This window comes from Streptomyces sp. CNQ085 (genome assembly GCF_022614595.1).
Lineage (GTDB): Bacteria > Actinomycetota > Actinomycetes > Streptomycetales > Streptomycetaceae > Streptomyces.
Genome location: NZ_JAJFAU010000054.1, coordinates 16,025 through 27,663, shown reverse-complemented (window position 1 = coordinate 27,663; position 11,639 = coordinate 16,025). Strand labels below are relative to the sequence as shown.

Genomic DNA, 11,639 nt, shown 5'->3' with positions numbered 1-11,639 from the left:
CCAAGTACGGGATCATGTCCATCCCGACGATGAACGTCTACCAGGGCGGCGAGGTCGTGAAGACCATCGTCGGCGCCAAGCCCAAGGCCGCCATCGAACGAGACCTGGCCGACTTCATCGGCTGACCAGGCGGACGGGAGAGAGCGGTCCGGGCAGGCTCTGACATCCGTTCCGGCGGCTCTGCCGCAAGCAAGGGGCGTGTACGCCGACTGTGTGCGGAAATCCGTGATGGCTCCGTCGGCGCGGCCCGCGCGGCCCGGCGCGGATCGAGCACGCGTACCGGCCGGAGGGCCGCACTCCCGGTGGCGCTGTCTCAGTGGTCGGGCGGTGCGGCGAGTTCCTCGTCCCGGGCGGGAGCGAGAATGTCCCGCAGACGGCGGAGTCCTTCGGGGTTGACCGAATACCACACCCGGGTCCCGCGGCGCTCGCGGTCGAGAAGTCCGGCGTTGGTCGTGAGCTTCAAGTGGTGGCCCTGTTCTCCCGAAGCTGCGGCGAAGTGACAAGTAGCTCTCTGTGGCGGATCTGGGGTGTTCTTGTCAGCGCTTTTGATCTTCTGGGTTCATCGGGGGCCGTGCTCGGCGAGGTTGGTCCGGTCATGACGACCGGAAGGAGCCCGGGGGTGCGGCGGGAGTGGGAGCCGGAGGACCTGATCGAGGTCTGGACGCTGCTGGAGGAGGACCAGGAGCGGCTGGCGGAGGCGGCGGTCGCCGAGCCGGGCGGCACGGTCCGCAAGGTGATCTACCCGGTATCCGCGGCGTCCCGATGTCCTGCCCGTGGCGGTGGACGTCCCCCGCCCGCCGGCGGGCGGTTTCGGCCGGCCTGCGCTGTCCCTCCCGGCAGGGGCGGCGCCGGGGCCCGGGCAGGCGCGGTCAGGCGGATTCCCCGGACGCGGATCCCAGCGCCCGGATCGCGATGTCGATCGCGGTGGTCAGACGTGCGAGGTCGTGGCCCGCGCGCTCCCGCACCCGGAGCCCGAGCACCGTGGTGAACAGCAGTTCCACGGCGGCGTCGATGTCGAGGTCGGCGGGCAGTTGGCCGTGATCACGTCCCTCGGTCAGCAGCGACCGCAGGGCCTGCTGGGTGACCTTGAAGGCGGCCTCGGTGCGCTGGTGGACCTGCTGGTCGGCGGTACCGATTTCGGTGGCCGTGTTGACCACGAGGCACCCCCGGCCGGGATCGCCGTCGGCCGGGCAGGTGACCAGCCACAGCATCCATTCCCGCAGCACTTCCCGGACCGGGCGGTCACCCGCGTGCAACCGCTGCCGGGCCTCGGCCGACTCGGTGGCCCGGTAGTGGTCGAGCGCACGCAGGAACAGCGTGTGCGGGCGGGATGTGGGCCGTATGGCCCCTGTTGCCCGGCCGTACGACCCTATGAACCAAGGATGGGAAAGGATCAGTGTGGTCAGTGCACGGCGGAACACGGTGCGAAGAAGAGGTGGAGCGGGCCGCGAGGACAGGGCCCCGCCCCGGCTCCCGCAAGGAACGGCGCGGAATGGGGAGAGCGAAGATGAACGGACCGGTCGTGGTGGGAGTGGACGGTTCGCCGTCGAGCCTGGACGCGGTGACCGCCGCGGCGCACGAGGCGCGGCTGCGCGGCGTGGCGCTGCGTGTGGTGCACGCGTTCCTCTGGCCGGCCATGCACGTACCGCTGGGACCGTCCCCGGTGGGGCCGCCCGACGGCGGGCTGCGCAACATGGCCGACCAGCTGGTGGCGCAGGCGGTCGAGCACGCGCGCGGTGCCGAGGCCGGGCTCGCCGTCGAGGGCGAGGTCGCCGTCGGCGAGGCGCTGACGGTGCTGGAGGCGCGGTCGAAGGGCGCGTCGCTGGTCGTGGTCGGCAGCCGGGGCCTGGGCGGTTTCACCGGGCTGCTGCTGGGCTCCACCGCCGTGCACCTGACCGCGCACGGCCGCTGCCCGGTCCTGGTGGTGCGCGGCAGGCCGGACCCGACGGGCCACGTGCTGCTGGGCGTGGACGGCTCGGCGTCCGGCGAGGCCGCGATCGGATTCGCGTTCGCCGAGGCGTCGGCGCGGTGCGCGGCCCTGGTCGCGCTGCACACCTGGGACAACTGGACCGGTCCGGTCTCCGGCGGTCCCGCCGAGCCGCTGCCCCTGGTCTACGACGTGGACATGCTCCGGGACGAGGAGGAGCGGGTGACGGCCGAGGCGCTGTCGGGCTGGCAGGCGAAGCATCCCGACGTCACCGTGCACCGGCACCTGGTCCAGGGCGGTGCACGCCAGGCGCTGATCGAGGCCAGCGGCAGCGCCCAGCTGCTGGTGGTCGGGGCGCGCGGGCGCGGCGGGTTCTCCGGTCTGTTGCTGGGCTCGGTCAGCCAGGCGGCCCTGCACCACGCGCACTGCCCCGTCGCCGTGGTGCGCGCCTCCGGGACGGACAGGAAGGGGTGAGGCGGTGCCGCGCCGCCCGGATTCTCCCGCCTCCGCCCTCCGCGCCGGGGAAGCCCACCACGGGCTGCCCGTCCACGAGGTCGTGCTGCTGCTGGAGACCGACCCCGACCGCGGTCTGGCGGGGGACGAGGCGGCGCGGCGGCTGGACCGTTTCGGGCCCAACACGCTTCCCGCCGCGGCGCGCGGCGGGCCGCTGCTGCGGGCCCTGCGCCAGTTCCACCATCCGCTGATCTACATCCTGATCGCCGCGGGCGCGGTCACCGCCGCGCTGGGCGAGTCCGTGGACTCCGCGGTGATCTTCGCAGTCGTGCTGGTCAACGCATTCGTCGGCTTCGCGCAGGAGTCGAGGGCCGAGGCCGCGCTGGACAGCCTGCGGTCGATGGTGCGCACCACGGCCAAGGTGGTGCGGGACGGGCGCGAGCGAGCGGTGCCCTCGGAGGAAGTCGTCCCCGGCGACCTGGTGCTGGTGGAGGCCGGCGACAAGGTGCCGGCCGACGTACGTCTGCTGCGGGCCGTGGAACTGCGGGTGGACGAGTCGGCGCTGACGGGGGAGTCCGTCCCGGTCGCCAAGGACGAGGTGCTGCTGGATCCGCTGACGCCGGTCGCCGACCGGCGCAACACACTCCACTCCGGCACGCTGGTGACGGCCGGGCGCGGGGCGGGTGTCGCGGTGGCCACCGGGGCCGGCACCGAGCTGGGGGAGATCCACCGGCTGGTGGGCGCCGCGGAGGTACTGACCACACCGCTGACGGAGAAGCTCGCCGGATTCAGCAGGGTGCTGACGGTGGTCATCCTGGTACTGGCGGCATTGACCTTCGCCATCGGCCTGGCTCGCGGGCAGGACGCCTCGGGTACGTTCACCGCGGCGGTGGCCCTGGCGGTCGGGACCATTCCCGAGGGACTGCCGGCGGTGGTCACGATCACTCTGGCCATCGGCGTGTCGCGGATGGCGCGCCGACGGGCGGTGATCCGCAGGCTGCCGGCGGTGGAGACGCTCGGCAGCATCACGGTCATCTGCTCGGACAAGACTGGGACGCTGACCGAGAACCAGATGACGGTGCGGGCGGTGTGGACACCGGACGGCGAGTTCTCCGTGAGTGGTTCGGGGTACGCCCCGGAAGGTGAGTTCCGGCGCGAGAACGGCGGTGTCGTCTCCGTGACGGCGAACCGGGCGCTGTACCGGTGCCTGCTGGCCGGGGCCCTGTGCAATGACGCCGTCCTCACTGGCGGGGCCGCCGAGCCCGGCGGGAAGGGGCGCTGGAGCCTGACGGGCGATCCCACCGAGGGCGCGCTGCTGGCCGCGGCGGCCAAGGGGGGCCTGGTCCCGGACGTCACCACGGTGTTCTCCCGCGTCGGCACGGTCCCCTTCAGCTCCGAGCGGCGGTACATGGCCACCGTGCACCGGGACGAGGCGACGGGCGGCCACCTTCTGCTGGTCAAGGGTGCCGTCGAACAGGTCGTGGAGCTGTGCTCGGCCGGGATGGAGGCCGGCGGCGGCGTCCGGCCACTGGACCGCGAGGCGGTCCTGCGGGCCGCCGGCGAGCTGGCCGGCCGGGGGCTGCGGGTCCTGGCGACCGCCGAGCTGCCGGGAGTGGAGCCGGAGGGCATCGGGGAGGGGGCGCCACAGGACCCCATGCCGGATTCCATGGTGTTCACCGGATTGCAGGCCATGCTCGATCCGCCCCGTGCCGCCGCGGTCGATGCGGTGCGGGCGTGCCGAACGGCCGGGATCGGGGTCAAGATGATCACAGGCGATCACGCGGCCACCGCCACCGCCGTAGCCGGGCGGATCGGCCTGCTGACCGAGCGGCGCGAAGGGGAGGTACTCACCGGGGCCGATCTGGCCGTGCTGTCGGCGCAGGAGTACCCGGACGCGGTGGAGCGGGCCCGGGTGTTCGCCCGGGTCTCCCCGGAGCAGAAGCTCCGGCTGGTCGAGGCGCTCCAGGCGCGGGGCCAGGTGGTGGCCATGACCGGGGACGGGGTCAACGACGCCCCGGCACTGCGGCAGGCGAACATCGGTGTCGCCATGGGCCGGGGCGGCACCGAGGTGGCCAAGGACGCCGCCGACATGGTGCTCACCGATGACGACTTCGCCACCATCGAGTCCGCGGTCGAGGAGGGCCGCGGTGTCTTCGACAACCTCGTCAAGTTCATCGTGTGGGTGCTGCCGACGAGCCTGGGCCAGGGGATGCTCGTCCTGGTGGCGATCCTGTTCGGCGCCACGCTGCCGGTCCTGCCCACCCAGATCCTGTGGATCAACATGACCACCGCCGTCGCGCTCGGGCTGATGCTCGCCTTCGAGCCGAAAGAGGAGGGGATCATGCTGCGGCGGCCCCGTGACCCCGGCAGGCCTCTGCTGACGACGGGACTGGCACTGCGTGTCCTGCTGGTTTCCGCGCTGATCGTCGGCGGGGCCTGGTGGCTGTTCACCTGGGAGCGGGCGGAGGGCGCGGGCCTGGCCGAGGCACGTACCGCCGCGGTCAACCTGGTCGTCGCCGTCGAGTTGTTCTACCTGTTCAGCTGTCGTTCGCTCACCCGCTCCATGTGGAGCGCCGGGCTCTTCGGCAACCGGTGGATCATCTGGGGAGTGCTCGCCCAGACGGCCGGCCAGCTCGCCATCACCTATCTGCCGGCCATGAACAGGCTGTTCCACACCGCTCCGATCGACGGGAGGGCGTGGCTGCGGATCCTCGGTATCGCGCTGCTCGCCTCCCTGGTGGTCGCCGTGGACAAGCGGTTCCGCCGACAGCTGGTGTGAGCGGCGGGGGTGGTTCGGGGGCGAGGCGCCCCCGGACGGAGGCCGGGGGAGGCGGCGAGCGGGGAGAACCCCGACCGACGCGGCACTAGGGAAGGACGATCACGTCCGGCGGCGTGGGGTCGTCCTCGTCCCAGGTGAGGCGGTCCACCACCCTCACCACGCCGGGGACCTGTTCGGCCAGGCTCACGGCGAACGCGGCCGTGGTGCGCCGGTCGACCCGGCCGCGCAGTTCGGCCACGCCGTCACCGACGTCGACGTCCACCTGGGAGGGGGCGACCCACAGCGTGTGCTTGAGCACCCCGTCCACGATGTCCGCGCGGATGTCGGCGTCCGGGCGTACGTGCATCCGCACCAGGTCGCGGCGCGAGACGACGCCGAGCAGGCGCCGTTCGCCGTCGACGACCGGCAGTCGCTTGACCCTCTCGCTCTCGATCAGCCCGGCGGCCCGGACCACCGGCTCATCCGGTCCGATCGTCACCGCCGGGGAGTTCATCAGATCCCGTGCGGCCCCGCTCCGGTCCGGGGGCCGGGGGAGCCGGGAGCGCGGCCTGTCCCCGGGATGCCCCTCGGCCCGCAGCAGGTCGGCCTCGGAGACAACACCGACGACCCGGTCCTCCGCGTCAACGACGGGGAGGGCACTGACGCGGTTGCGGTCCAGTGCGTCGAGGATCTCCCGGTACCGGGTGTCCTCGCCTACCGAGACCACGTCGGCGGTCATCAGATCGCGCACGTGCCACTGCCTCATCGGAGCTCCCGCGGGTGTCGTTGCCAGGTTATCTGACCTTTAATGAAATAATCTTCCTAAATTCTGCCTGAATCTGGCAAAAGGGTCTATATGGGTGACCTCTCGTACGTGCTGATCGCCGTCTTCGTGTGGATCGCGACCGGGCTCCTGACCGCCTGGTGGATGGCGCGCCGGGGGCACGGCGGTCCGGGCTGGCTGTTCATGGGTGTCGTCTTCGGTCCCGTCCTGGCCCTGGTCGCCGGTGAGCGCGTCCGGCGCCGGCCGACGAGGGTCGCGCGGACCGAGGCTGGGCCCCATGGCCCCGGCCGACTGCGGGTGCTGGTCGGCGTGGACGGGTCGCCGGAGTCCGAGACGGCGCTCGGGCTCGCGGTCGGCCTGCTCGGACCGTACACGGAGACGCTGGTGGCCGCCCAGGTCGTGGACTACGACGCGGCGGAGCTCGACTGGCAGGGGCGGATCGTGGAGGCCAAGGACCGTCTCAGCGCCGTGGCGGAGGAGGCCGGGGGGCGTGTGACCGCGTGCGAGATCCTGGCGGGCCCGCCCGCGGCCGCGCTGGCGCGGTTCGCCGTTGAGAACGACATCGACGTGGTGGTCGTGGGCAGGCACGGCCGCGGGCTGTCCAAGCGGCTGCTGGGCGACGTGGCCCGGGAGCTGCTGCGCGACGGATCGGTGCCGGTCCTCGTGACCGGCGGGCGCCGCGGTGTGTCCGGGTGATGAGCGGCGAGAGGGGTGCGCTGGCCGCCGCGCTGCCCCTCGACGGGCGTACTGGCCCTGTTCTCGCCCACCCTGGACCGCCGTCCGGGGCGCCACACGGTCTACGTCCTCGCGGTCGGCCTCCTCGCTGATCGACCCGCCGGTCCCCTTGCGGGAGGTGTGCCGGCTGTCGTCATCGCCCTGCCGGCCGGTGACCCGTGGCAGGCACCGTGGGCGGCGCCGGTGGGAGGTGTCGTGGCGGGCGCACCCGGGAGACTGGTCGCCGTGCCGCTCACCGCCGGCGCCCGAGCCGTGGCGCGGCACCTGAGCACATGACCGAAGCCACGCCCCCGGGCGGGCCCGCCCGGGGGCGTGGCCCTCAGGACAGGGAGAGGAAGAGCTTCTCCATCTTCTGGGCGTCGAGGCTGTCGGCGCCGCCCTCCTGCGTCATGCACTGCTTGAGGCCGCCGGCCACGATGGAGAAGCCGGCCCGGTCCAGCGCGCGGTTGACCGCGGCGAGCTGGGTGACGACATCCTCGCAGTCGCGCCCTTCCTCCAGCATGCGAAGGACGCCGGCGAGCTGGCCCTGGGCGCGCTTGAGGCGGTTGGCGGCCGATCGCACGTCAGCGGGAGGAAGCTGGACCACGGTGGTCGGTCCTCTCGTCTCGTTCTGCGGTGGCCGGGCTCAGTCGCTCCGGCCGGAGCCGGGGGCCTGGGCGGCGACGGAGGCGTGCACCTCGTCCATGTCGAGCCCCCGGACGGCGGTGATCACCTGGTCCAGGGCCTGAGCCGGCAGCGCGCCGGGCTGGGCGAAGACCAGCACGCCCTCGCGGAAGGCCATCAGGGTGGGGATGGAGGTGATGTCGGCGGCTGCCGCCAGTGCCTGCTCGGCCTCGGTGTCGACCTTGCCGAAGACGATGTCGGGGTTGGTCTCGGAGGCCTTCTCGTAGACCGGGGCGAACATGCGGCACGGGCCGCACCAGGAGGCCCAGAAGTCGACCAGGACGATGTCGTTGCCGGTGACGGTCTTCTCGAAGTCGGTGGCGGTGAGGGCGACGGTGCTCATGTGACGGTTCCTTCCGTTTCATCGGGATGATCGGGATGGTGGTGATCGATACTCCCTGGGGTAGTCAACGCCGGGATGGGGCCGAACATTCCGCCGGCGCTCCGGCGTCTCCCGTGCGAGGGCGGCAACGGTGTGCCAGTGTCCAGGTACACCGGTACCCGGAGCACCGATGGGGGTGCTCCGGGTACCGGAGGCCGGGGTCAGGTGCCGTGTACGGCGCGCCGCAGCGGGCAGCGGTCGACGAAGCCGTAGCAGACCCCCGCTCCGGCACCGAGCGAGGCGACGGCGGCGAGGACCGGCAGACGTACGTCGGCGGGGGCCTGCTGGACCAGGACGAAGGTGCCCATGGCCAGCACGAACCAGGCGAACAGCCGGGAGAGAACATCGGCGGGGACGCGTCCGGCCAGCCTGGCCCCGGTGAGGCTGCCGGTGATCGCGAAGCCGGTGACGGCCAGGGTCAGGGCCCAGTCGATCTGGACGGTGGAGAGGTAGCCGGCGAATCCGGCGGCAGACTTCATCGCGATGACCAGCAGCGAGGTGCCGACGGCCACCGGCATGGGCAGTCCGCCCAGCAGGGCCAGGGCGGGCACGACCAGGAAGCCTCCGCCCGCGCCGACCAGGCCGGTGGCCAGGCCGACGGCCGCTCCGTCCAGCAGTACCCGTCCCACCGGGAGCTGCTCGTGGGTCCTGCCGGGGTCGACGCCCCGGCGGCCGCGGAGCATGGCGGCGGCGGTGGCGATCATCATGACCGCGAAGGCGATCAGCAGGACGACGTCGGGGATGCTGCCGCCGATGAGTCCGCCGGCGTAGGCGCCGGCCATGCCGGCCGCTCCGAACAGCACACCCGTGCGCAGGCGGACCCGCCCGCCGCGGGCATGGTCGACCACGCCCGCGGCGGAGGTGACGCCGACGACGAACAGGGAGGTGGCGATGGCCTCCTTGGCGTCCATGCCCGCGACGTAGACCAGCAGCGGCACGGTCAGGATTGACCCGCCTCCCCCGAGGAGCCCGAGGGAGACGCCGACCAGCAGCGCGAGGATCAGGACGAGCGTCAGCGTCACGGTGCTCACCTGCCGCCGGCGAGCTGCGCGACGGCCTTGCGCGGGTCGAGGGACGGTGTACGGTTCCACGGCATCCTCGACAGCAGTACGCCCATGGCGCAGGTGTTGCTGATGGCGGCGAAGGCCAGGCCGCCGCCGACGAACGCGGACAGGACCTGCAGTCCGGGCACCACGAAGCTGCCGAGGGCGCCGACCAGGACAAGGGATCCGGCCACCAGGCGGACCTGGCGCTCCATGTCCCAGCGCTCCCGGCCGTAGTCGGTCGGGGCGCCGGACTTCTCCCAGGAGGTCATGCCGCCCGACAGGACGCTCAGCCCGGGCAGCCCGGCCTCGGCGAGGACGCGCTCGGCCTGGCCGGCCCGCTGCCCGGAACGGCACACCAGCACCACGTCGGTGTCCAGGTGCTCGGCCAGCTCCTCGCGGTGCTCGCGCAGGGTGGCCAGCGGGACGTTGTAGGAACCGGGGATGTGCGCGGCCTCGAACTCGGCGGGGGAGCGGACGTCGAGCAGTCGCGGCGGGTGCTCCGAGTCGAGCTTGGCGCGCAGTTCCCCGGCGGTCAGGCTGCGGGGAGTGGTGGAGGTGGTCATGTGCTGCTCTCCTGTGGATTCGCTGCTTCAGGGCTTCAGGGCTTCAGGGGGTCTGGGCGGGGACGGGGCAAAGGCCCAGGTCACGGGCGTTGTCGAAGCCGTCGTCGATGGCGACGACGTCGCGGCCGCGGGCGTGGAGCAGGGCGGCGACGACTCCCGCGCGGTAGCCGCCGGCGCAGTGCACCCAGACCCGGCCCGGGGGGATCTCCCCGATGCGGTCCGGCACCTCGTGGACGGGGATGTGCACCGATCCGGGGATGTGCGCCCGGGCGCGCTCCTGGCCGCGGCGCACGTCGAGGACGACGAACTCCTCCTCCTCCGAGCGCTTGTCCAGGGCGGCCTTGAGGTCCTCGAAGGCGGCGCGCTCGTAGGCGGCCAGGGGCTCGCCGCCGGCCCAGTCCTCGGGGCCGCCGGTGGCCATGGCGGCCGGGCGGTCGATGCCGATGCGGACCATCTCGCGCTGGGCCTCGGCCACGTCCCCGGCGCTCTCGCCGAGCAGAGTGACCGGGGTCCCCCACGGGATCAGCCAGCCCAGGTAGGTGATGAACTGGCCGTCCAGGCCGAAGTTGAGGCTGCCGGCCAGGTGCCCGGCGGCGAAGGCGGTGCGGTCGCGCAGGTCGACCACCCACTCGCCGGCCTCGATGCGGCGGCGCAGCTCGGCCGGGTCGGCGGCGGAGGGTGCGGACAGGTCCGGCCTGCCGGGCCCGGCGGAGTTGGCCGGCCCCATGTGGGCGTAGTAGGCCGGGTAGGTGTCCAGGCCCGCCAGGAGCTGCCCGACGTATGCCTCCTCGTCGGCGGTCAGAGCGGTGTTGGTCTTCTTCTCATCGCCGATGGTGCTGGCCAGGGCGGCCGACTGGGTCGCGGAGCAGAACGAGCCGAAACCGTGGGTGGGGTAGACGGCGGTGGAGTCGGGCAGCTCCTGCGCGAGCCGGTGAGCCGAGCGCCACTGGGCCCGCACCAGGATGTCGGTGTGGTCGGGGCCGAGCAGGTCGGGGCGTCCCGTGGAGCCGTACAGCAGCGATCCGCCGGTGAACACCGCGACCTGCTCGCCGTCGGCCTCCAGGGCGAAGGAGAGGTGGGTGTGGGTGTGACCCGGTGTGTGGATCACCCTCACCCGCATGGCGCCGACCTCGACGACGTCGCCGTCGCGGATGCCGGTGCGCTCGTAGGAGACCTCGTCGTCGGCGTTGACCAGGTACCGCGCGCCGGTCTCCCGGGCCAGGGCCAGGCCGCCGGTCACGTAGTCGTTGTGGATGTGGGTCTCGAAGACGTGGGTGATCCGCACACCCGCGGCCCTGGCCGGCGCCGTGACGCGGTCGTAGTCGCGCTGCGGGTCGACCACCAGTGCGGTGGAGCCGTCGTGGACAAGGTAGGTGCGGTCGCCCAGGCCGGGGGTCTCGATGGGCAGAACAGTGATCATCGGTTCTCCTCGGTGGTGGCGGGGACGTCGAGGGCGCCGGCCGTGCGAGCCTCGGCGGACCGGTGCCGACCGGTCCCGGGACCATGCGGGACGCCTGCTCATCCACCTTCATTCATACCTAGGGGGGTATGTGTGAGGTCAACCGTAGCAGTGGCCGCCTTATGCCCCGGGGGGTATGTGGCGGTGAGTTGGATCACAGTCCGGAGGCAGGTCGTGGTTCAGAGGTGCCGGGCTCGATCGCGGACGCCCGCGTCCCGCGCACAGTGCCGGGACGCGGGCGTCGGGGGAAGGGAGGGGAGCGGCAGGGCTCCTACGAGTACCCCATGTGCGGCCGTATGGTCAGCCCGGCAGGTGTGACGCGGGTCTCGACCAGATCGCACTGCTGGTGCGTCATCCACGGTCCACGCCCGCCGTCCGCGGAGTCCGGCCAGCAGATCGGTGAGGTGCCCGCCGTCGCGGATCTCGGCCACGCAGGAGGTGTCGTAGGGGCACAGGACGGTCGCGTCGCGGCCGGTGGAGGCGGCGTTGATCAGAGTCTCGTGCCGGGTGGCCTCCACCAGCTCGGCGGTGGAGCGCCGCGCCCAGATCGGCTCCCCGGCGATGCGGGCGGCCCGGCCGGGATGATGGACGAAGGGGGAGGGGGCTCCCTGTTCGGTGAGGGCGTGTTCGCTTATGGTCACGGAGGGACCCCCTGGTACGGCGGGAACGTGCGGAAGAGGACCGGCCGCGCGCGCCGACGGCGGCCGGAAACCGGCCGAGGGCCCGCGCGGTCCGGCGGGTGCCTGCCGGACGTACCGGCCCGGCGCCGGCACGTCGGCACACACCTCCGCTCGGTGCTCTGCCCTGCTCCGCGGGTCCGTGTGCCCTGTGACGCCCGGCGTGCACCGGTGTCCTCGGCTTTCGGCGGC

12 protein-coding genes and 1 pseudogene are annotated in these 11,639 nt (G+C 72.7%); 4 read left to right on the top strand and 9 right to left on the bottom strand.

The window, feature by feature from the left end:
* A pseudogene (locus tag LJ221_RS11940) lies at nt 1-125 on the top strand (thioredoxin family protein); the annotation flags it as partial.
* Nucleotides 126-313: 188 nt separating this feature from the next.
* Here the strand turns inward: LJ221_RS11940 and LJ221_RS11935 are convergent.
* Both LJ221_RS11935 and LJ221_RS11930 read right to left on the bottom strand, forming a co-directional pair.
* On the bottom strand, nt 314-463 hold the full coding sequence (locus tag LJ221_RS11935) for a hypothetical protein (protein ID WP_308314767.1): 150 nt from the start codon (nt 461-463) through the stop codon (nt 314-316).
* Between the two features lie 406 nt (nt 464-869).
* Nucleotides 870-1,421 (bottom strand): TetR family transcriptional regulator C-terminal domain-containing protein, encoded by a 552-nt coding sequence (locus LJ221_RS11930; RefSeq protein ID WP_241716145.1) that lies wholly within the window; start codon nt 1,419-1,421, stop codon nt 870-872.
* Between the two features lie 86 nt (nt 1,422-1,507).
* On the opposite strand from LJ221_RS11930, the gene LJ221_RS11925 reads away from it, so the two are divergent.
* Both LJ221_RS11925 and LJ221_RS11920 read left to right on the top strand, forming a co-directional pair.
* Nucleotides 1,508-2,401 (top strand): universal stress protein, encoded by an 894-nt coding sequence (locus tag LJ221_RS11925; protein ID WP_241716148.1) that lies wholly within the window; start codon nt 1,508-1,510, stop codon nt 2,399-2,401.
* Nucleotides 2,402-2,405: 4 nt separating this feature from the next.
* On the top strand, nt 2,406-5,159 hold the full coding sequence (locus LJ221_RS11920; RefSeq protein ID WP_241716143.1) for an HAD-IC family P-type ATPase: 2,754 nt from the start codon (nt 2,406-2,408) through the stop codon (nt 5,157-5,159).
* A gap of 85 nt (nt 5,160-5,244) precedes the next feature.
* Here LJ221_RS11920 and LJ221_RS11915 read toward each other — a convergent pair whose 3' ends face one another.
* A complete protein-coding gene (locus LJ221_RS11915; protein WP_241716140.1) occupies nt 5,245-5,904 on the bottom strand; it encodes a CBS domain-containing protein in 660 nt (219 codons plus the stop codon).
* A 90-nt stretch (nt 5,905-5,994) separates the two neighbouring features.
* Here LJ221_RS11915 and LJ221_RS11910 point away from each other — a divergent pair, with 90 nt between their 5' ends.
* Nucleotides 5,995-6,618, top strand: a complete 624-nt coding sequence (locus tag LJ221_RS11910) for a universal stress protein (protein ID WP_241716138.1) — start codon at nt 5,995-5,997, stop codon at nt 6,616-6,618.
* Nucleotides 6,619-6,976: 358 nt separating this feature from the next.
* On the opposite strand, the gene LJ221_RS11905 is transcribed toward LJ221_RS11910, so the two are convergent.
* From LJ221_RS11905 to LJ221_RS23695, 6 genes are all read right to left on the bottom strand, one after another.
* Nucleotides 6,977-7,243, bottom strand: coding sequence for a metal-sensitive transcriptional regulator (locus LJ221_RS11905; RefSeq protein WP_241716136.1), 267 nt, complete (start codon nt 7,241-7,243; stop codon nt 6,977-6,979).
* Between the two features lie 39 nt (nt 7,244-7,282).
* Complete coding sequence (gene trxA / locus LJ221_RS11900) at nt 7,283-7,663, bottom strand: thioredoxin (RefSeq protein ID WP_241716134.1); 381 nt, start codon at nt 7,661-7,663, stop codon at nt 7,283-7,285.
* A 200-nt stretch (nt 7,664-7,863) separates the two neighbouring features.
* Complete coding sequence (locus tag LJ221_RS11895; RefSeq protein ID WP_241716132.1) at nt 7,864-8,733, bottom strand: sulfite exporter TauE/SafE family protein; 870 nt, start codon at nt 8,731-8,733, stop codon at nt 7,864-7,866.
* A complete protein-coding gene (locus LJ221_RS11890; RefSeq protein ID WP_241716130.1) occupies nt 8,730-9,311 on the bottom strand; it encodes a rhodanese-like domain-containing protein in 582 nt (193 codons plus the stop codon). Before LJ221_RS11890 ends, LJ221_RS11895 begins: the two co-directional genes overlap by 4 nt.
* A gap of 43 nt (nt 9,312-9,354) precedes the next feature.
* Nucleotides 9,355-10,731: a rhodanese-like domain-containing protein gene (locus LJ221_RS11885; RefSeq protein WP_241716128.1), complete on the bottom strand. Its 1,377-nt coding sequence runs from the start codon at nt 10,729-10,731 to the stop codon at nt 9,355-9,357.
* A 218-nt stretch (nt 10,732-10,949) separates the two neighbouring features.
* Nucleotides 10,950-11,411: an MEDS domain-containing protein gene (locus LJ221_RS23695; protein ID WP_308314766.1), complete on the bottom strand. Its 462-nt coding sequence runs from the start codon at nt 11,409-11,411 to the stop codon at nt 10,950-10,952.
* Nucleotides 11,412-11,639 lie beyond the last annotated feature (228 nt).

What these genes read in the sequence shown, in the direction of transcription:
- LJ221_RS11925 (WP_241716148.1), top strand. Translation starts at nt 1,508, where the DNA reads ATGAACGGACCGGTCGTGGTGGGAGTGGACGGTTCGCCGTCGAGCCTG.
- LJ221_RS11915 (WP_241716140.1), bottom strand. Translation starts at nt 5,904, where the DNA reads ATGAGGCAGTGGCACGTGCGCGATCTGATGACCGCCGACGTGGTCTCG.
- LJ221_RS11910 (WP_241716138.1), top strand. Translation starts at nt 5,995, where the DNA reads ATGGGTGACCTCTCGTACGTGCTGATCGCCGTCTTCGTGTGGATCGCG.
- trxA (WP_241716134.1), bottom strand. Translation starts at nt 7,663, where the DNA reads ATGAGCACCGTCGCCCTCACCGCCACCGACTTCGAGAAGACCGTCACC.
- LJ221_RS11890 (WP_241716130.1), bottom strand. Translation starts at nt 9,311, where the DNA reads ATGACCACCTCCACCACTCCCCGCAGCCTGACCGCCGGGGAACTGCGC.
- LJ221_RS11885 (WP_241716128.1), bottom strand. Translation starts at nt 10,731, where the DNA reads ATGATCACTGTTCTGCCCATCGAGACCCCCGGCCTGGGCGACCGCACC.